General features: G+C 50.1%; 19 protein-coding genes. All 19 read right to left on the bottom strand.

Annotated elements, in window-relative coordinates; all coding sequences use genetic code 11:
* Positions 1-6: 6 nt before the first annotated feature.
* Positions 7-1,992: a polysaccharide biosynthesis protein gene (locus tag AB5Y98_RS03670; RefSeq protein WP_368231357.1), complete on the bottom strand. Its 1,986-nt coding sequence runs from the start codon at positions 1,990-1,992 to the stop codon at positions 7-9.
* Positions 1,989-3,014, bottom strand: coding sequence for a glycosyltransferase family 4 protein (locus tag AB5Y98_RS03665; RefSeq protein WP_368231356.1), 1,026 nt, complete (start codon positions 3,012-3,014; stop codon positions 1,989-1,991). The genes AB5Y98_RS03670 and AB5Y98_RS03665 overlap by 4 nt, the downstream gene beginning before the upstream one ends.
* Positions 3,014-3,970, bottom strand: a complete 957-nt coding sequence (locus tag AB5Y98_RS03660) for an NAD-dependent epimerase/dehydratase family protein (protein ID WP_005302830.1) — start codon at positions 3,968-3,970, stop codon at positions 3,014-3,016. The genes AB5Y98_RS03665 and AB5Y98_RS03660 overlap by 1 nt, the downstream gene beginning before the upstream one ends.
* On the bottom strand, positions 3,970-4,776 hold the full coding sequence (locus AB5Y98_RS03655; RefSeq protein ID WP_368231355.1) for a glycosyltransferase: 807 nt from the start codon (positions 4,774-4,776) through the stop codon (positions 3,970-3,972). The genes AB5Y98_RS03660 and AB5Y98_RS03655 overlap by 1 nt, the downstream gene beginning before the upstream one ends.
* A gap of 1 nt (position 4,777) precedes the next feature.
* On the bottom strand, positions 4,778-5,839 hold the full coding sequence (locus tag AB5Y98_RS03650) for an acyltransferase (RefSeq protein ID WP_005302832.1): 1,062 nt from the start codon (positions 5,837-5,839) through the stop codon (positions 4,778-4,780).
* A 4-nt stretch (positions 5,840-5,843) separates the two neighbouring features.
* Positions 5,844-9,200 (bottom strand): hypothetical protein, encoded by a 3,357-nt coding sequence (locus tag AB5Y98_RS03645; RefSeq protein ID WP_368231354.1) that lies wholly within the window; start codon positions 9,198-9,200, stop codon positions 5,844-5,846.
* A 17-nt stretch (positions 9,201-9,217) separates the two neighbouring features.
* Complete coding sequence (locus tag AB5Y98_RS03640; RefSeq protein WP_017782292.1) at positions 9,218-10,534, bottom strand: ABC transporter ATP-binding protein; 1,317 nt, start codon at positions 10,532-10,534, stop codon at positions 9,218-9,220.
* Complete coding sequence (locus tag AB5Y98_RS03635; protein WP_017783935.1) at positions 10,524-11,342, bottom strand: ABC transporter permease; 819 nt, start codon at positions 11,340-11,342, stop codon at positions 10,524-10,526. Before AB5Y98_RS03635 ends, AB5Y98_RS03640 begins: the two co-directional genes overlap by 11 nt.
* Before the next feature lie 201 nt (positions 11,343-11,543).
* Positions 11,544-12,920, bottom strand: coding sequence for a hypothetical protein (locus AB5Y98_RS03630; protein WP_017783934.1), 1,377 nt, complete (start codon positions 12,918-12,920; stop codon positions 11,544-11,546).
* A gap of 43 nt (positions 12,921-12,963) precedes the next feature.
* The gene (locus AB5Y98_RS03625) at positions 12,964-13,158 is read right to left on the bottom strand and encodes a hypothetical protein (RefSeq protein ID WP_139397901.1); all 195 of its coding nucleotides are present in this window, start codon (positions 13,156-13,158) and stop codon (positions 12,964-12,966) included.
* Positions 13,159-13,823: 665 nt separating this feature from the next.
* Positions 13,824-16,076, bottom strand: a complete 2,253-nt coding sequence (locus tag AB5Y98_RS03620; RefSeq protein ID WP_368231353.1) for a secretin N-terminal domain-containing protein — start codon at positions 16,074-16,076, stop codon at positions 13,824-13,826.
* A 19-nt stretch (positions 16,077-16,095) separates the two neighbouring features.
* A complete protein-coding gene (locus AB5Y98_RS03615; RefSeq protein WP_368231352.1) occupies positions 16,096-16,596 on the bottom strand; it encodes a hypothetical protein in 501 nt (166 codons plus the stop codon).
* Positions 16,593-17,189, bottom strand: a complete 597-nt coding sequence (locus tag AB5Y98_RS03610; protein WP_336290971.1) for a GspMb/PilO family protein — start codon at positions 17,187-17,189, stop codon at positions 16,593-16,595. The genes AB5Y98_RS03615 and AB5Y98_RS03610 overlap by 4 nt, the downstream gene beginning before the upstream one ends.
* Positions 17,186-17,932 (bottom strand): hypothetical protein, encoded by a 747-nt coding sequence (locus tag AB5Y98_RS03605; RefSeq protein ID WP_240183820.1) that lies wholly within the window; start codon positions 17,930-17,932, stop codon positions 17,186-17,188. Before AB5Y98_RS03605 ends, AB5Y98_RS03610 begins: the two co-directional genes overlap by 4 nt.
* Before the next feature lie 193 nt (positions 17,933-18,125).
* Positions 18,126-19,148 (bottom strand): general secretion pathway protein GspK, encoded by a 1,023-nt coding sequence (locus tag AB5Y98_RS03600; protein WP_005302850.1) that lies wholly within the window; start codon positions 19,146-19,148, stop codon positions 18,126-18,128.
* Complete coding sequence (locus tag AB5Y98_RS03595) at positions 19,148-19,750, bottom strand: prepilin-type N-terminal cleavage/methylation domain-containing protein (RefSeq protein WP_005302852.1); 603 nt, start codon at positions 19,748-19,750, stop codon at positions 19,148-19,150. The genes AB5Y98_RS03600 and AB5Y98_RS03595 overlap by 1 nt, the downstream gene beginning before the upstream one ends.
* Positions 19,740-20,153, bottom strand: a complete 414-nt coding sequence (locus AB5Y98_RS03590; protein WP_336290972.1) for a prepilin-type N-terminal cleavage/methylation domain-containing protein — start codon at positions 20,151-20,153, stop codon at positions 19,740-19,742. Before AB5Y98_RS03590 ends, AB5Y98_RS03595 begins: the two co-directional genes overlap by 11 nt.
* Positions 20,147-20,518, bottom strand: coding sequence for a prepilin-type N-terminal cleavage/methylation domain-containing protein (locus AB5Y98_RS03585; RefSeq protein WP_005302856.1), 372 nt, complete (start codon positions 20,516-20,518; stop codon positions 20,147-20,149). The genes AB5Y98_RS03590 and AB5Y98_RS03585 overlap by 7 nt, the downstream gene beginning before the upstream one ends.
* Positions 20,519-20,520: 2 nt before the next feature.
* Positions 20,521-20,955 (bottom strand): type II secretion system major pseudopilin GspG, encoded by a 435-nt coding sequence (gene gspG / locus AB5Y98_RS03580; protein ID WP_005302859.1) that lies wholly within the window; start codon positions 20,953-20,955, stop codon positions 20,521-20,523.
* Between the last annotated feature and the right edge of the window lie 17 nt (positions 20,956-20,972).

The following is a 20,972-nucleotide window of genomic DNA, read 5'->3' as shown; positions in this document are numbered from 1 at the left end:
GGTAACTCAATTTCTAGCCAGCAAAAAATGAACATTGTGTACTGGTAGCTTTACAATGTTCTCCGTCATCGTATGCTGCTGCCTCGCTAACCACACAAGATCACAAATACCATCCGTTGGCTCAAAGGCTGCAGGGGCATACATAAGAATGTCACGTACTTGTTGGTGATCAAAACGGTGACAGGCCTCATCCAGCGAAGCTAGCAAGGGGCGCAATCGTAACCAGGGCAGCCAGCTCTCTTGCGCCACCATGATCCTGGGATGTTCGGTGCCTCTGGCATCGTCACCAATCAGTAACTCTTCGTAGAGCTTTTCACCCGGCCGCAAACCCGTCACCTCAATGGCAATATCACCATCGGGCCGCTGCTCATCACGCAGTGTCAGACCGCTAAGGCGTATCATGCGTTTGGCCAGCTCCATGATCCGCACCGGTTGACCCATATCGAGAACAAAGACGTCCCCCCCCTCCCCCATTGCACCCGCCTGGATTACCAGCTGAGCAGCCTCAGGTATCGTCATAAAATAACGGATGATATCGGGATGAGTCAGGGTAATGGGCCCTCCCTTATCTATCTGCTGCCTGAATAACGGCACCACAGAGCCCGAAGATCCAAGGACATTGCCAAAACGCACCATACAAAAACGGGTTTGATGCTTTTCACGGGTCAAGGCTTGCAAGATCAGTTCGGCCATTCGTTTGCTAGCCCCCATTGTATTGGTCGGCCGCACGGCTTTGTCGGTGGAAATAAGCACAAATGTCTCCACCCCAGCCTCAATGGCAGCCTGTGCAGCATACAGTGTTCCAAATACGTTGTTGCGCACTCCTTCAATGATGTTGAACTCGACTAGCGGGACATGTTTATAAGCTGCCGCATGGTAGACCGTTTGGATCCGAAAACTCTGCATCACCATCTTTAGGCGATGCTGCCGCTGTACTGACCCCAGTAACGGCACCAGCTCTGTTTTGATCTGCTCACGCTGACACTGTTCACGCAGATTCTTATTTAAGGCATAGAGAGCATATTCAGATAGCTCGAACAGAACCAGAGTAGACGGTCGGCACCGCAAGATCTGGCGACATAACTCAGACCCAATGGAACCACCGGCACCGGTCACCATGACCGCTTTGTTTGTGATATTGGCTTCCATTAACTTTGTCACCGGCTCTACCGGATCTCTGCCCAATAGATCATCGATGGATACCTCATCAAGCTGATCTATGCGGGCCGAGCCATTGACAAGATCGGCCATCCCCGGGATAGAGAGCACTTCGCAAGAGAGGGGCTCAAGTGCATTGATTACTTCCTGACGACGAGCCCTAGTACTGCTCGGCATAGCCAGCAAAATTTTCTGTACCCCATGGTGGTCAATCAGGGTTGGTAATTGGGTACTGTTATAAACGGTACACCCTTGGATAACGCACCCTTGTTTGGCATGATCATCATCGACAAAGGCGACGGGATAAAACTCATTCCCTTGCAACAGTGCCATTTGCAGCTGCCTCCCTGAAGAGCCAGCTCCATATATCAACACTTGGGTACGTGCCAAACGCGTAGTATTAAGCAACGCCCGGAAAAATAGCCGCACACCACCAACCAGTAACACCAGAAAGGAGAGATAGATAACCGATACCGTTCTCGGCAGGAAGATATCGAAGTAAAACGCAGAAATAACGAAGAAACAGGTTGAAAGAAACGCCCCCAGCAAGATTGTCCAGAGCACTCGAAAACTAACATATCGTAACACCGCGCGATATAGCCCCAAGCGCACAAACACGCTGATACTGACTATGATAATTGCCCCCAATAGAGCCCAATGATGGGGATTATCGATTGGCCAGCTATGTTCAAGCCGGATCCAGTACGCCCCCCAATAGGTAATTGTGATAAGAATCATATCCACAGCGACAGATATGGCACGTTTGCTAGCTCGTGATAGTGAACCCAAGCAGGTTAATAGCCAACTACTACCGGGTAAAAACTCATTTTTCATTCTGGTACTCCTGCATTCAGGTGATACGCAAGAAAAGCTAATGGCAAGTAGGCAATGATCAGACCGATCACACCATCAAGCTGGCCCAATACAATCATGACAGCGATCGGCGCAAGCCAGAGGCAATTTACAAGAAGTGCCGCCAATGTCACCTTTCGATGACTTTGCCAACGTCTTGCCAGATATTGATAGCCATGAGTACGATGAGCCTCGCTCAGACGACATTTCAGACGATAACGATTCAGTAACGTCCAGGTAGCATCAACCACAAATACCCCGAGCATGACGAGCCAGGCCCACAGGAATTGGGGGGCAGAAGCGGCATCCAGCAGCATAAGGGAAGCCAGCATCAAACCAAGAAAACCACTGCCACCATCCCCCATAAAGATCCTGGCGGGCGGAAAATTCCAACACAAAAAGCCCGCAGCCGAAATCCCCAGTAACGGGGTCAAGCCGGCAGAAAACCAATCATCCCCAACCAGATAATGCAATGACGCCATGAGCAGGCAGACGACAACGGCCTCACCGGCCGCCAAGCCATCGATGCCATCCATAAAATTGTACAGATTGATAAACCAAACCACCCCCAGCCAGACCAGTAGATAACCAAACCAAGCAAGATCCAGCTGCCAACCAAAGAAGATCAGCTCTGGCAAACCATCAACAGCAGATACCACCAAAGTTGCCGCTATGCTTTGTACTATCAGGCGGGTTTTGGGCTTGAGAGAGATGTGATCATCGATAAAACCAACCAGTGCAATGCCAAAGGCAGCAACCCATATCAATGCGAAGCTGCTCTGGGATATGCCATAGGGCAGTGGGAACAGGGCGATAAACAAAGGGGCCGCCAGCAGAAAGGTCGCTACGATAGCCATGCCACCGCCTCTAGGGGTGGGCGCCTGATGTGAACTGCGATGATTGGGTTGGTCAAGCAAACGGGTTTGGGCGTAGCGCCTAAGCAGGCCGGTCATGGTGATTGAAAGAAACAGACAAAATATCGACAACAAAACAAATGCCAGCATCAAGACGACTCACTATGGGAAGATGCCATCAGAGATAGGGTCTGAGAGAGCGAATAGGGTGCCGACCATTGTAATCGGCTCTGAGCCTTGCGGGTATCAATTTCCAGAGAGCCATAAATCCGTTGTAGCTTGGCATCAATCCCCAAACAACGACCAAACCCTCTTATCACTCCAGGCGGGAGATAAAAGAGACGACAGGCAACCCCTTCTGCATCAGCAATCGCCGCCAACAACTGCGACGTTGATACAGGAACAGAATCTGCGACCAGAAAGATCTGGTTCACTGCGGCAGGGTGCGCCATCGCATGGGCAATGAAGTCACACAGATTAGGTAACGCCAACAGGCTACGCGCATTGTTCAAACGGGCAAAAGGGAGCGGGATCCCTTTGCGCACCCACGCCATCATGCTGGCAAAGTTAGCCTTCACTCCTTCCCCATAAATAAGAGGAGGACGAATGATAGTGACAGCCATACCGCACTCTTTCGCGAGCGCCATCAGACCGTGCTCAGCCTCATACTTAGAGCGTCCATAGGGATCTTCCGGCGGACTTTGCACATTCTCATCAAATGGTTTGCCTGGTTCGGTGTGCTCACCATTCACTTTGATCGAACTGATAAAGATGAAGCGCTTTACTCCAGCGGCGGATGCCTGCCTGGCAAGACTTAGCGTGCCCTCTGTATTCACCGCTCGAAAAGCCGCCAGGGGATCTGTCTCGGTATCCGACATCACATGCACCCTGGCTGCACAGTGAACAACCACATCCACCTGTTGCAATTGGACCGTCCAGTCGGCATCAGCAGTCATAGAGGGAGCCTGAACATGGTAAGACGCAAGCGGGTGACTTCGCACCGCACCTTTCACATTCGCCCCACATCTAATCAGGTGTTCACAAACCGCCTTACCTACAAATCCGTTGGCTCCTGTGACCAAGACTGCACTTTTGATATCTGCCATTACAACCAACGCCAACCGTGAATATTGAAGAAAGTCACCATAGAACGCCCAAACATCCAGATATGGCGCCAGCCTTTGCGGGATGCATGACCACCGTGATGAACGACCTTCACCTGAGGAACATAAGCAATCCGGCTAATCTTTCCTGCCCGCAAACTGATATCAAAATCTTCAAAATAGAGGAAAAAGCGAGGGTCAAACCCTTCGAGCTGCTGCAATATATCTGTGCGAAATAGCATAAAACAACCACTGACAATGGGTGGGTCCCACAGCACGTCATGATTATTGAGCTGATCTGCCATCTCATATTTTGCCAAGCGCGTCTGGAAAAACCTCTTCACGAACGCAGGAGCGAAACCGCGCAACAGTAAATCAAAGACGGTTGGATAGCGTTTGCAAAGCCGTTGTACTTCACCATCTTCCCATGTAGCAAAAGGTGTCAATAAACCGCATTCCGGATGTTGCTCCATAAATTCAAACGCATTTCTCAGTGCATCTGGAGCAACTTCAAGGTCTGGGTTCAGGATAAGATGATATTTAGCATCAGTCTGTAATGCACGGTTATGGCCAGCACCAAATCCAGGATTTGACTGTGCAAAAATCAAGTCATGATCACCTATAAAACTCTTGCTTATATCTTCATTTTGAATAGCAAAATCACTCGATGGAGAGTGGTCTACAACTATCAAGAAACTAGCAACTCCAGCATCAGTTACTGCTCTTTGTAATTTCTTGATAGTGCTTGTTATCATTGACTTTTCAGTGCAATAAGTAACCACGGAAATAGATAAATAAGATTGAAACATGCTATTTAATCCAGTGGTCACGCCACAGTAAAACATTGCGTTCAAAAAAGTTATAAATAACCGCAGAGACAATTAGCGTAGTAAATATAAAACCAAGCCAATATAAAATAGCGGTATCCTCAGTCACATTAGGTAAATAGAAGCCCATAGCACTTAATACTAATAGATTTACGAGATAGGCAGAATATGACCATCTAGCCACTGGCTTTACAAATCTATATAATAAATTATTCACTCTTAAATTCATACCCAAAACAAGCAGACCGGCAGCAGCGAGATTCGCTATTGGAAATAATAAAACCTTTAATAATAGGCTGTCATCCATAACTTCATCTGGCTGCATCGAGATAATAATAACGGGTATTAGCAACAAAGCTAAGAAAGGTGCAACCTTAATTGTTATATCTCGCCACAGTTTGCCATGATAATAAAGATAAGAGGTTAAGACCCCAATCATAATTGAATCAAGACGTAATAATGCTGTCGATCTGACTTGATTAAATGTTAAACTAGGATCTAAACACACAAATATTATGCGCATTATCAAAGAAAACACTAGCAATATAAAGAGAGTAATCAACAATGTCCGCACAGCCGAACCTTGCCAAGTAAAAAGCATTATTATTGGTATAAAAAAATAAAAAATCTCTTCAATTACCAAACTCCAAGCCTCACCAAAAAAACCTGGATGGGGCGACAATAAGCTTTGCGTAAATATCATATAGCGCCATAATTCTGGTGCCGATTCAGGTCGCCATGTGTCAATAATCAGCCAATTCAAGAGTAAGAATAATAAATAATTAGGATAGGTCCGTAAAAAACGACGCCCCCAAAATTTAGGAATCCAGCGCCAACGGCTATCACTTTTAGAACTCTTTTCTATAAGAATTGAGCCTATTAAAAAACCAGATAACACAAAGAATATCTCAACCCCGAGAAAACCACCAAACTTGAAAAGTTGAGCATTTGGAAAAATGGGAAGCAACAAGCGCCTGCCATGTGATAATAGAACCAGCAGGATAGCACTGGCTCGACAAACATCGAGCCAGTGATTGCTTTTCATACTATCACGATTGCTTAGAGCTGAATTCATCTAACTTTAGCCCCAAAAGCCTTTCACTTTCCGCGATCATTTCACGGTATGTGCTGTTATTAAAGCCCCACAATGTGGAATCCAGCTCTTCTTTATGTCCTACTAAAAATTTTGGTGTAGTAATTACATGTAGATCACTGCGGCTTTCAATATAACGATCTATTGTATTGGTTTTTGCATCATGATTTCGATCATCCCAGCCCAAGAGCTTTTCATAGAAAGCTCTTGAATAGATATTCATTACAGTACTAGTCATTTTGTCAATCGTGACATATTTTTGGTCATTATAGTCCGTACACGCCAAGATATTAGTATCTTGATGCAAATTAGCTATCAGTCCCGAGAAAAGATCCCAATCTTTTCGTTCATTGAGATACTCATTTACACTTTTCAGACGAGATAAAAAATGCTCAGGAAATTCAATATCATCTTCGCAAATCATTATACGCTCAAGCCCTATATCTTTTGCGCGATGCAAGAGAAATTTATAACTCAAACCACAGCCAACCCATCCAAGACGATGTCTTAGACCAGGGAAATACTGAATTCCATAATGATTGTCATTATCAAAATCCGCACGTCGGGAAACTGTTTCAGGGAGTCCTAAACATACCATATCTGAATCAAAATTAATGGAATCTCCCACAGCAGTATAAAATTGCTCATAGGTAATAAGATCGTGAGCTAAAAATGCTCTCAAAAAATAATATGAAAAAACATCCGGAGTCTCTGCACATGCCTTTCTTAATCGAACGCAGTGTTCACTCCTTCTCACATCATCGTTAACCCAATGGCGAACTCGCTCTACCATTTCATCAATATCATTGATTGATACAAAATCGACAAGGGGCAACAATGCCGAATGCTCATCCATATCTGCACTTTCTTCAGATACAATAATTTTATTTTGCGACAAACACTCGTATATTCTGGTTGTTTCCAGTAGCGCGCCTTCATAATAATGAATATTAACTATCACCTTTGCTTTTGACATTTCAGCATACAGCGCATCACCAAAAAGATTATTGATGATTTTCACTGAAAAATGCTTTTTTAGCTCCGCAACATAGGCTCTACGTCTATCATTATTAATGTCACCATAAAATAACACATCAACCGTCTCAGGAACCGAGTCGGCAAGCGCGCGCGGAAGAAAACCCACTGGCAGATGATAGATCTGGCGATAGCTCAATCCTTTATCTTGCAAAAAGGCAATATTCTTTAAAGAGTAATCAAAAATGGCTAGGGAATTCTCCAGACGAGCAAGGTAATCGTCAGTGAACCAACGAGAACTGACTGATTGCTCAAGTTGATAAGCGATATATTGCCCAGGTAAAACAGGGAACATCTGTGGACAGATGACGATATGCAAGATATCCAAGTAACCTTCTTCAGGCATTTGATATTGAACTACAGCCTGAATATTCACTTTCTTCAAACTTGCACACATCAATTCAGCAAGATAACCACAATGCGTAGTCGTTAAAATAACTAACTCAGCAGTATCTTTATCTCCCAGAGAAATAACCTCAGGCATGACATAGTGAGACTGATGACCCAATACATGGCTAATGCGATGTAACGTCTCTCTGACTCCATGATGTCGCAAACTGCGCCACCCTTTCATTAATAACGATGGGTCTCTGGCAAGCATAACCAAAGGACGCAGTAACGGGCGGATCATTCGCGCCAGTTTGCCGCGCCGGCCACCTTCGCTGCATACTTGTCGCCAGCCATGTTGTAATGCAACAACATCACCACGCATCAACCGGCCCATCACTCGAAAAGGCATTGTTATCCGCCAGGACAAACTGGTTGTCACTTGTTGTTGCCAAGCGTGAAGAAGATCCTCCTGATGCTGGAGTTGATGTTCAAGAGCGTGGACCTGACGGAATGAAAGCTGAGCCTGCTCAGATGCAATTGCTGCTTGCTGTTGTGTCTCATCAAGACTTTTCTGCTGACTCTCAATGACGGAAAGAGATTCCTGATGCTGACGGGCGATCTCTATTTCATAATCAGATATATGCTTGGCATGTAGCGCAGCTTGTTCAGATAACGCGGTCACCAATTCAGTATTACGCTCTTGCCAAGCTCGCGCATCAGCCTGATGCTCGCGAACAAGATTGGCAAACTGTATAGAAACAGCAGCTTGAATCGAAGAGGGTAAACCATCAAATATTTTTGGATCAAGGTGATCTTGTTGCATGTATTCACTCACATGACAAAGGATTATATCGTGCTGTTCAGGTTGGCCCAATCGAAAGCGTAAATATGCAGGTTTTAGTTGCAATGAGAGGGGCACCAAATATCCAAATAGATAGAAACCGAGACGGTTTATACGTTCAGCATCATCATGCGCTTCCAATATAAAATTGTAAGAATTATCACCCCAGACCGTTATTGACTTGTCAAGTAAAAGCGCCTCCAACCCGACGCTCGAGTTGATAGTTAATATCTGTCGACACAAAGCAACAAAATATAGGCTATTAGGTGAGTTATCGAGATTAATCTGTGAAGCTTTAAGTGCAAATGGACTGCCAGGATGGGCGCGAACAAGCAGATCATGTGCAGCCACTTTCTGACGTGCGGCAGCAAGCAGTGCGAGATTGCTCATTCCATTGCCATAAGCAACCAGATTCGAGTCGTCTTCGACTTGCAACACAGCCCCACATTCATAAGTGGTCTGCGCTGGCAATTTTTGGCAAGTTTCGGGATGAATCAAGAAAAAATGCAATAGCTCTCGTGTTGTGAGTGACAATTGCCAATCATCACAGAGGGAATAGCGTTGTGCTGACTCAGAGTTGCCATTGACACCGCGAAAATCGACATAGCCCGTCTCGCGATACAGCGGCCCACGCAGTGGGCCCAATTCAATATGGATAACAGGAATACCACGGGCAGCACAGACCGCCTCAAGTGAAGCAACATTACAAATAGTGACGATGGCTTCAAGGTGAGCCGGAGCAGCGTCCAGTAACACCTCAAGTTCACGCTCAAAAGCAGCATCACGCTCACACAAGAAGCGCCGAAACGCCTCTATCGGATTCCCATTAAGCTTATTCAGCCAATTATCAAATCTATTCTCATCCAGCCATGCATAGTGATGTTGCTCAGGCATGGCGTTAACTGGCAAAGAATAACCCAACCGAGATTGTACCGCCTGATCGCATTCCCAACGACCTTCCCAATCAGTGGGAGCTCGGACATAATCGCGCCCGGTGATAAAGAAAGCTGATTCATCTGCCCATTCACACAGTAAACGGTAATAGCACCAAAGATAAGGTGCAGCTTGGGCACGAAAAGGATAAGGAGGTAGAAAAGCAGCCAGCATTGATAACTCCGAATAATTCAGGCCAGAACGGTAATAGGCGCGTGAACGACGCCACCCAGCTCTCTGGAAGACCAGAACTTTATCGCCTGCATCGGCCGACGTTGATCAAGTTCTTCACGCTCCCCTCCCTTGAGAGAAGCCAAACCACAGTGCAACAAGTAATCGCCGCTATTGATTGGCAAGGTCACTTGATAAGTCACCAGTTGGCGACCGGGTTTCAAGGTTATGGGGTGACCAGCGGCGATATTGCTATCACCCCAAATATCACCACCTTGGGCCCGACTCAATGAAAGTCCTAATGCTACATCTTCAATACTCTGGCTCGACCAGAGTTCAAAACGCAGCGTCAGAGTTTCTCCTGATTTCACAAGGGGTTCTTCATGAAAAGGTGTGCCATCCGCCTTGACAATGGTCAGACCGGCGATAATCGCGCGGGCAGAACCAAATCGCTTCTCACCCAGCGCCAGATTGGCCTCATTCTTTTGCTTTTCAAGTAGAACTAGCTGCGATGGGCAATCACCATCATTCTCGATATCTGGTAATGCTAACGTATCAGCTTGCTCCTGAGACAGGATCATGCCTTTCTCATACGCCATCACTGCGGCCAGCACATCAGTAGTATCACCAATAAGGCGTCCCCCTTCCATCACTAGACAGCGATCGGCATACTCCAGAATACTGCCTGTTGAGTGGGTCACCATCAAAATGGTTACCCCCTTCGCTTTCAGGGCTTCCATACGCTTGAAACACTTGTATTGGAAACCAATATCGCCAACTGCCAGCGCCTCATCTACGATCAAAATTTCAGGGTCAATGCACGCCTGTACAGCAAAAGCAAGACGCACGTACATGCCACTGGAATAGGTCTTAACTGGTTGATCCATAAAATCGCCAATATCGGCAAAACGGGCAATTTCATCAAACCGTACATCAATAGCCTCTTTGCTCAACCCCAATACACTTGCATTGAGATAGACATTGTCACGACCACTGAACTCCGGATTAAAGCCGGCGCCCAACTCAAGTAACGCCGCAATACGGCCATTGACGTTGACTTCGCCATGAGAAGGATTGAGGGTACCGCAGATCAGCTGGAGCAGCGTGGATTTCCCGGCCCCGTTATGGCCGATAATCCCAACTGTCTCACCCTTTTTAATCGTGAAATCAATTTCCCGCAGCGCCCAAAATTCGCGAAAATACTGTCTGGCAGCACGGCTAAACAACCGGGATAAGCGGGGAATCACAAACTGCTTGAGTCGGTCGACCGGTTGCTCATAAACCTGATAACACTTGCTCAAACCACGCACTTCAATCGCGACTTTGTCAGAGCACATCGGCAAACCCCTTACGCGTTTTCTGGAACAAGGCAAATCCTGCGTACATCACAGCAATTCCAGCAATCAATGTCGCGCCATATAACTCCCAAGAAGGCAATTTTCCCCAGTAGAGTACATCACGCACCTGTGCAATCACTGGAGTAAGCGGATTGACATTCAGCCAATGACGATACTCTTCCGGCAGTGCTTCCACAGGGTAGAAAATCGGCGAGAGGAACATCAGGATGGTACTGATCACGCCCACCAACTGTGAGAGATCACGCAAGTAGACCCCCATGGCGGCCAGCGCCCATGAAATGCCCATGACTAATAATACGAGCGGTAAGATGACGATAGGGAATAGTAATGCGGTGGCAGGTGGCATGCCAAAGGCAATCGTATAAAAAGCAATCCACACCAAAAAACTGATCAGCAGGTTGGTCATCGCGCTGCCCAATGCAACCCAGGGCAGGATGTCGAGAGGGAATACGACCTTCTTGACGTAGTTGACATTCTCCAAGATCAGACGAGGGGCACGGTTAAAACACTCGGAAAAGAGGTTGAAAACCATCAAGCCGGCAAACAACACCAGAGCAAACTCACTGCGAGAATCACTGCCACCACTCCAGCGGGCCTTGAATACCACGCTGAAAATAAAGGTATAAACAGCCAGCATAAAGAGTGGAGTAAACAACGCCCACAAATTGCCAAACAGTGAACCACGATATCGGCTGGCAACCTCGCGTCGCACCAAGGTAGCGATAAGATGGCGTTGGGACCAGCAGGCAAGTAAACGACGCGGATGAATGCTGTCATCTCGGATCATGAGGACTCCTTTAAAAAACTTCGCCCCGGCTGAAACCGAGGCGGCGCGATAATAACATAACCAGCCAGATGAGACTATCCATCCTTGCGCAGCATCCCCCTACCTATAACGGGGTGCGACATCCACTGACGACGGTTGAAAATCGCCCAAAAAAAACGGGCAGCTTACGCTGCCCGCTCGACGCTTTGGCATCAAGAACGATTAGAATGCGTTCATGGTGTTCAGAGCGTTGCCGTCTTTGGAGACGGTGTAGTTCTGCAGGCTCAGGGAACCTACTTCACCTTCTACTTTCAGGCGCAGTTTCTTGTCGCCAGTCAGAGCCAGGCCTTTGGCTTGTGCAGCAGCATAGATATCAGCCACTTTCATCTGCTGGGTGGAAGCACCGGCATCCAGAGAAGCAGGTTGACCCGCTACGTCAGACAGAGCGAAGGTCACGTTCTTGCCGTCATCAGCGATAGCGGTGATGAAGAACTTGCCAGCGATACCGGAGGTGTTGGAGATACGTACCAGGTTGGTGTAGGAGGTATCCGGAGCCAGTACCAAGTTAGCGATGGCGCTGGAACCGTTCTTGGTCAGAGAACCAATCACACCCATATCCACAGCAGACACGGTGTAACCAGACTTGGCAACCGGTACAAACTTAACAGTCATGTCCTGAGCTTCGATGGCAGTTTTGCCATCAACAGTGAAGGTCAGAGCACCGGCATAGTCGGCAGCCGGGTCAAACTTGAATTCAGCCTTGCTTGCAGCAACGGTAGTGTCACCAGCAGCGATACCAGCAAAAGCGGTAGCACCAGCAACCAGTTTGCCATCAGCATCTTTCAGACCGGCAGAGAAGTCACCAGCAACTTCCAGTTTAGCGGTATCAACCAGCTTAGCCAGAGTAACTGCAGTACCGTCTTGAGCCAAGACAGCAGCAGTAGCTGCAACGGAGATGGAGCCAACGTCAGTGGCAGCATCAGCAGCGGCGCCGTTGAAGTACTTGGACTCTTGGGTCACGTCAATCTTGTTGTCAGCACCTTTGACGGTGACTTTGGCAGTCAGACCAGACTTGAAGCCGAACAGCTTGCCGGATTTGGCAGCCAGGGTGTTTGCACTACCAGCAGCGGCATCAACACCGGTCTCGTACAGACGATATTGAACGGTAGCGTCACCACCCAGAGCTTTAACGTCAGCCAGAGCCAGAGTCAGCTTGGTGTCGTTAGCCAGGTTTTTCAGCGGGCTGATTTCGATAACAACATAGTTGTCACCCTTGGCGCCGCCAACGGATACAGAGTTGGTAGCCGGATCCAGAGAAAGTGCATCAGCAACAGTCAGGTCCAGGTCGCCCTTAACAACTGCGGTTTCGAAAACAGCATTGGTCAGGTCAACACGAACATAACGCTTAACACCAGCAGTAGCAGAGAAGCCCAGCTTGAAAGTTACGTCCAGGTCCTTAGCAGCTGAGTCAGTCAGAACTGCCGGCAGGGTGATTTCAGAAGCGTAGGTAGCCGGTACAGATGCTGCATCGGACAGATCAACAGCTGCAGCATTGAAGCTCAGACCAGCAACGGCCAGTGCAATCAGTGTCTTTTTCATTAGAATCATTCTCCAAAATTAAACTAGTTTAACCCGAGCTCCCTCAGGTAAGACTAAAACCTGTTTTCCAGCCTGATGCCCTTTTTCCGGAAAGAAGAATCAAGCACAGGAAAAATGAGGCTCTATTGCTTAAAAGCCTGTTGATCATATCTGTCGCAGCAAAATAATCAAGCGCTGTCAGCGGCTTGGCTGCGCAGAAAAGCGCCAAACGCACCAAAGCGTGGGAAAAATCACACAAAGTTAACCTCTTTTGACACCCTTCCTGATTACTAAATCAGCAGCAAGGTTTCAATGCGATCCGGGCCATCTCATGCGAGTATTCAATAGAAACCATGCGCCATCTCTCTACACAGACTCGCACGCCCACCATTATTGAGACTTCTATCACGATAATTAATTAACTTGGTTGCAAAATGACAAAAAAGTAACTAAGAGCAAAAAAGCCGCATTTTTCTTCTCCCCCTCAAGTTGGCTTGCCTTAGCCACCCCAAACGAAACCAACAATACTTTAACCTGCATTTTTTTGTATCAAACCGCACCATGGCCCCCAATGCGGCTTGCATCACGCCGTTCAATCAACAGGTAACCTTTGGAGAATACCCGCAGATGAGTAATCCAAGAGGCCGCATCTGTAGCAAGCCGCTGAGGCAACCACCCGACACAAGCGCGAAATGACAATACATATCGCGTCTCAGCACACTCGACGCACGCCAAGGAGGTACTGCGTCACCTGGAAACCCTTCCTATATAAAGCTGCTCTCCTGGACATGCCTATAACAGTCTCTATAGCAACATCAGCAACATCAGCAACATCCATACCTTGCAAATTGGGCGATGAGAGATAAAAAAAGACCCCCTCCAATCCTGGAGGGGGTCTTTGGTCATGAACAAGCTCGGGCGGGATTACTGTGCCGGTGATGTCACATCAAGCGGCATGGTTATATTTACTGACCTACCGGCTGCTCTCTCTTTCGGCGCCATGCCGGGCAAGAAACGGCGCTTCAGTGTCGGAGCGTTGTTCAGTTCAAGTTGCTGTTGATAACGTTCAGTCAGGCTTTGTGCCTCATGAAAATCACGAAGAACATAAGGGATGATCATCACTACCAGCTCGGTGCGATTCTGACTGTTGCTTTTCGATTTGAACAAGCTACCTATCCAGGGGATATCCCCTAACAAGGGGACCCCGGTATCCCCCTCCCCCTTAGTACTGGAGATCAGTCCCGCCAACATCACCGACCCCCCATCACGCAGGGTCAAAGCAGTATTGACCTTACGATTCATGATCGTTGGGCTCAACGCATCGGTGCTGGTTGAGGTATCCGCCTGTTCAGACAGCTCCTGACTAATTGTCAGATCAACAACCCCACTTGCCTGTACCGTTGGTTTAATGGTCAGGATCACACCGGTCTTACGATATTGCACTGTCTTGTTGATGGGGGCGTCGGGGTTATCTGTTGACTGGCTGGTACCTGTGACAACCGGAATTTCATTGCCCACCTCAATACGAGCCTCTTCACCGCTTCGTACCATCAACTTGGGACTTGATCGGATAACAGCTTGTTTGTTCTCATAAAATGCATTGAGCTTGGCACGAGTCTGGCCAGCGCTATTAAGCGTCAGATTAAGGCCAGTGTTACCAATTCCATTGGCAGTACCCATAATCAAATCTTTAGCGCCCAAATCGGTATGAATGTTACTCCAATCGACACCTAGCCCTTCTTTATCATTCAGATTCACTTCAGCCAACAACACATCGATCATCACAGAAGGTACTGGCTTGTCCAACTCATCCAATAATGGACGCAACGTTACCCACTCACGACCACTGCCCTTAAAGATAAGGGCATTGCGATTGCCATCTACCACAACGCTCCCCTGCTCTCCCTTGGGGGCTATGCTAGTCGGTGCAGACGTGGCCGGTGAGGCGGCAGTAAGGCTACCAGTTCCACTCTGCTCGCCAGTTGCAGTCACGGTATTGCTACTGTTGACCCCCGCAGCCGGAATGTTTGCCCCATAACCGAGCGCCCCCAGCATGGTGGCGATAGAAGCGGCCTGGGTGTTGCGGACTTGGTAGATGAAGAGCCCATTCTCTACCTTCTCTTGTGATTCGCGATCCAGCACCTCAACCCACTGGCGGACATGGCTGAGCACGCGAGGCTCGGCGGCAAAGACGATGATGCGCTGCAGCTCTTTCATCTTCAGTACCAAGACCCCACCGAATGGTGGTGAGTCAGAGACATCATACCCTTCTGATTGCAGCACCTTCATGAGGGCATTACCCAGTTGCTCGGCATCTGAATAAACTGGGCTGATTGCTAAGCTGTGGCTACTTTTGAGCGCGGGTTGATCGAACAGAGATATGGCCTCGCTCGCCTGTTTGACTAGCTCCACTGGACCTCGCAGCATCAACGCATTGATGACGCGATCATCCTTTATCTTCAACTGCGAATTCTCAAACATCTCCGCGAGCCATGCTGCCATCTGATCGCTGCGTACTACCTTCATCGGCACTATTTGAAACACCGGACGATGGGACATGGGAACATCAGGCAATGCACCACCACTCACCATAATTGGTAAGGCATCATTAGCAACGGTTTGGGCCACACTAAAGGTGTAGAGGCCATCGCGCAACTTCACTTCCACCCCATAATCAGCAAGTACATTGCGTGCCGTATTGAATAGCACGGCTGGCGGCTGGGGATCACTCATGCGAAGTGTCACCAGATCGTTCTTCTTCTGCAGCTCAGGAGTCATAGTGAACGAAAGACCCAAACGATTCCCAAAAACTTCATTAATAAAGGCAGGCAGAGGAAAATTGTTCACATTCATGCTGATGGCATCCCCCTGAAGACCTTCCCCCAGAGCTGAGTCATCAGGGGTGATGACCCGCACACTCTGGCGTTGGTTAGGGGTAGCACCGAAGCGATCTCGCTTACGTTGAGCAGGGTCTTGAGCCTGCTCATTCTGCAGTGTCTCATTTATCACCGACTGCGACTGCGGCTCACGAATCGGCTTGGGCAGCGCCGTCGGGTCGGTATTGATCGTGCAGCCTGCCAACATACCTAAAGAAAATGCGAGCAGTGTGAATCGAGGCGCAACTGCCGTCAGGGAATAATCCCCGGCACGGGATTCGGATTTAAACAGAAGATCCATATTATTTTTATGCCATGAATTAGGGTTGTGTTGTATTAGCCTGAGCTGCCTGTGCCTTGGGGTAGAGCACCAAGGTCCCCTGCTTGCCCGTACTGGTTGTCCATCTCACGAGATCCGGCTCGATGCGGGTGACCTGCTGCTGTGGGTCAAGCTCGGCCCCCACCGACACCGTCAACAACGTGTTTTTCGGACTCAGCACTAGGGCCTGAGGGTGACTCCCCTGACGGATCACAGCGATCAAGCGCCATTCGGTCACCTCTGCTCCCAAAGCGCGTTCCTGGCGCTCTTTTTGCGCGCCATCGGCGGTGCCTGAGGAAGGTTCGACAGGCCAAAATCGCGCTACGCGCTGTGGATCGGGTTGAACCAAGGCGAGCTCGGGCAATGCCGTGGGTAACTGCCAGCGCGTGGCGGCCACATTGCTTTCTATTGCCGCTTCCGGTGCCGTGAAATAACCCAGCGGCAAGGCGGAAAACAGAGTGGTCAGGCCCAATGCGATGAGCTGCTTTTGCCTGACTATCATGGTGTTGCTCCGAAGGGATGGAACCAAACGGTGGCAATGAGGTTATAAATCAGTTCGTCCCCCACCTGATTGCTAATGGTTAGATTTTCCACACGCAATACCGGATCCGCGCGTTCGAGCCGGTTGATCACCTTGAGCAGCCCCAACGCCTTGGCCCTGCCACTGATCCGAAGCTGGAGCGGCGTCAGCGCCGTTGCCGCATCAGAGGCTGGCGCGCTCGAGACCTCAATCTGGCCCTGGACCAAACCATTCTCCTTGAGCAGGGCGGCAATGCGACTCTGCAAATCGGCACGGGCCAACGCTTCGCTCTGGGCACGGCCAAAGTGGTGGGCAGTGGCGTCCAGCCCCTGACGCACTTGAGCGAGCCGATCGGGCCAGCTTTCTTTACCGGAACTTTGCTGATATTCAGCCAGCTGGTTGAGAGCCGAGGCTTCACGACTCAGCAAGTCTGCACGCAGATCGCTCATCACCAGATTAAGCCACAGCAAAAAAATCAAGCCGATCGCCAAGGTGCCATAACGCACCCTGGCGTTGGTATGCCACTGCTCTTTACTCTCGGCCAAAAGCTGGCGCCATTGTTGCTGCAGGCTCATGAGCGTGTTCTCCCCGCCGGGGTGACTCTGTCTATCTCTGCGATAAAGCGAACGCCTTGCCCATTGCTATTGAGTTGGATCTGCACATTACGCAGCACCATGGCCCCCGCCTGCAGCCCATCAAATCGCGTTACATAGCCCCTCGGATCCGGTTGGCTGTCATTTAATGTCATCTCGATACGACCTGGCTGGATCGTCAGTTGCTGGAGACTACTTACCGTCGCCGGCATCTGCCCCAAGATCCGATTGAGCAGCGGGGTATTCTCTTGCTGCAGCCACGCTCGTTGCGCCAGTAACCGCTGGCGCAGCCGCTCGGCTCTCAGACGCGCTTGCTGCTCCATAACGGCGGACTCATCCTGAGCAGAAAGCTGCTGTTCCAGCTGTGTCAACGCCTGCCAATGGCGCAGTGCCATGCCCCCTTGCAGCATGAGGCCCGCAAGCAGCAACATGGCCACAGCCGCCGCCGCACACATCACCAACCATGTGCGTTCGGCCCCTTGTAACGGCAGGCGCCGAGTGTAATCACAAGTGATAGCCGTATCATCATGGCATTCGCTCAGGCGGCTCTCGACCAGAACGCCATCACGCCATCGCTGCCATTCACATCCATCGATGCCCTGCAACCAGCGATCGCCATCTTCGGCGGCTGGAGAGAGCAGGCTTTCTGGGATAATGCTGCCCTGAAAATGAGGCGGCAAGCGAGGCTGTAGGCGTTCTTGATCCCAGATCCAGGTTTGAGCCATCCCCCGTTTCCAACGCACCTGATAGCCAGGTGACAAGAAGGGTGAGTGTAGCGACACCTGTTGCTGCAACGCTTTAGGACGACGGCTGAGAGGGACTGAGTTGAGATCCCAGCAGTAATAGAGACACAGAGAGCGAGCGACGATAACGCGTGGTCGCCAGCCTGGATATCGTTCGGTAGTGACAGTAAGGCGATCAACCCGCCACTGGGGCTGGGAATAACGGTGCCACCACCAACGACTGAGGCGCTCCACAACTCTGCTCATGGTCAAAGGTAAAGGCATAATCTATTTCCCAAGGCGCCTGTGTTGAAGAGGGCGACAATGATATCCCAATCCATTTTTGCTGTCTGCACTCGTTATCACCGCTCCACACCATCAACCGGGTATAAATAGAAACGATACTTGGAACCTGCTCATCAGTGAGGGGAAGAAGTTTACCAACTCTAGTATTGGCATCGGCCAGAGATGAAAAAGGCCGCTGTTGACGCAGTGACACCAACGTTGCAGCCGTCTCTCTATCAATGCCATTCAATGACCCAAGTAACTCAAGAGGCATAGAGTTAAGATTGAGCAATTGGCCACTTCGGGTCGTTAACACAGGCAACAGTGATGGAGCCCAAGACCACTGATTTGCTTCCAGTAAATTGAAAAACTCCCCTGGCCCAACCATCAGTCGATGAGTGGGCTTAAGTAAACCTCTAGCCAGATAGTCCGCATCGTTTGCGCCGTTGAGTCGTCGCAAGTCATCCTGATCCGTGTAGTCAAGAAGCAAGTCGAGCACGCGATCGGCTTCGAGGGGGGCAAGCCCTCTGCCTTTGAGCAGGGCGTGCCAACGGTCACGATCCGGGTCGAGCAGGCTAAGCAGCGCCCCTTCATCCTGAATCGCGAACCGGCTCTTGCCGATCCCCTGATAGACTCGGCTGTCGGCAGCGAGCGCCGGCACATTTCGCTCGGCCAGACGCAGATCTCCGGGCGAGGAAAGCGCATAACCCTGGGCGACTCTTGGGCGGGTAGCCACCAGATGCAGCAGGGTTGCAATGGTTGACTGCTGGTCCAGCCTGTCCTGCCAGCTTTGACGCAACACGATGGCTTGTCGTGTACGCTGCTCGGCGTATGCCGCGACAAAGGCCGCAACAAGACTCATGACCATGAGCAGACCAAGCACAGCGATCAGCACAAAGCCCCGCTCTTTTTTGTTGATGGGCCGATGCGACATCACAAGTCTCGATAATCCATTCTGGGAAGACGTCTTCCTGTAAGAGAGACGTACCAACGTAAAGAAGGGCGAGAAGGCGGCGCCACTTCCAGTAGCACGGCAGAGGGTATTCGGCCATCGGGTACCAGAGAAGCCAGCTTCTCGGAGGGGGGCCAGAGTGTCTGCGGAGTGCCATCGTGATCGCGATAGAGAAACTGCGCCTTGGTACCCGCTGGCCACTGCGCCAAGGTCCAGACAATGCCCGGCTGTTCATATTGAAGCGCGACCCTGCCATCGGGCATCTGATTGATTCGCCACGTAACAGGCTGTACCTGGCCATTACGACTTACCAGAGCGGAGTGTGACATTCCACTCATGCTCGACGCATTCCCTTTAAACTGAGAGTCTGCATCCAACCTGGCCTCCATCGCCGCGACCGACTGAACAAACCAGGAGGAGGCCAACATGCGTGGCACGCCTTCATACTGCCGTCGCTGGACCTTCTCATAGGTCGACAGCGCAACGGCCAGGCCTTGCATTAGCAGGGTCGAGATGACGGCCAGCAAAACCATCACCACGAGCAACTCTAGCAGGGTCATCCCCCGTTGGTGGCTAATTGACATCTTGGCTCTCGGCCACACCGGGCAGGCGATGATAATTGACAAGACGGGTCTTCAGGGGCGGTAGGCTCTGTTGCCCCTTGCGGACCTCTAACTCGACATCATAGAGCGAGAGCAAGAAGTTACTGCCCTGAACGCCGGCAACATCCTTTTCAATCGCAACCGCCTGCCAATGCACCAACAGATCGCCACTGACAAAATCACCCGAAGGTCTTGAGGCCAAGTCTTGAAACTTCAGGTATTCAAGTGCGCTGGTCAGAGCTGGCGTTGACTCGATATAGAACTCCGAGCGGTTGAGTTGCCTGAGGCTTCCCCCAATCCACCCAAACAGCGCCATCGATGCACCGGCCAGTATGGTCAAGGCGACAATGGCCTCGAGCAACGAAAAACCTTGCTGCTTCACCATGCCCGCCCCTCCCATTGGCAATAAGGAGGAGTGAGCGCGATCCGGCGCTTAACCTCGTCGCCTTGCAACAGCTGCAATTGCCCGCCGAGGCAAACGCCATTGGGCAGATAACGTACCGGTCGCTCCGTTTTGAGCTGCCATCCAGCCGGTAGTGTCAATGGCATCTCATGCAGCGTCATGGGGTGTCCGGTCAGTTGCACTTCCATTGGAAAACCATTGATGCGTTGCTGCAGTGTCTGCCACTCATTGCGATGACGCAGACGTTCGGCGAGATCGATAAAACGGGGACCGACCATCCCCGCTATCATGCCCACCAGCACCAGTACCACAAGCAGCTCAAGCAGGGTAAAACCCCGTTGCGGCATGCTTATTTCTCCAATATGCCGACTTCTGCATCCATACCGTCCCCCCCTTCCTTGCCATCGGCACCGAGGGAATAGAGGGCAAAACCTTGCAGGTTGCTGACCGGGCTCTTGTAGACGTAATCACGGCCCCAAGGGTCCTTGGGCAGTTGATCTTCCAGATAGGGACCCTGCCAGCTCGGCACATCGGCAGGAGCCTTCATCAGAGAGACGAGCCCCTGCTCGGTAGTGGGATAACTACCCACATCCAGGCGATAGGTTTGTAAGGCCCCACGCAGCATCTTGACCTGGGTCTCTGCCGTCTTGACTTTGGATTTATCCACATTGGAGAAGAGGCGCGGGCCCACCAAACCGGCCAGCATGCCCAGAATGACCAGCACGACCAAGAGTTCGATGAGGGTAAAACCGCCTTGATGGCGGGAGAAACGTTGTGATTGCATGGAGAGTCCTCAGATTG

The sequence above is a fragment of the Aeromonas sp. s3 genome (assembly GCF_040907805.1).
Lineage (GTDB): Bacteria > Pseudomonadota > Gammaproteobacteria > Enterobacterales > Aeromonadaceae > Aeromonas > Aeromonas dhakensis.
Note: the sequence above shows the minus strand (reverse complement) of the source record. Positions and strands in the feature narration are given on the sequence as shown.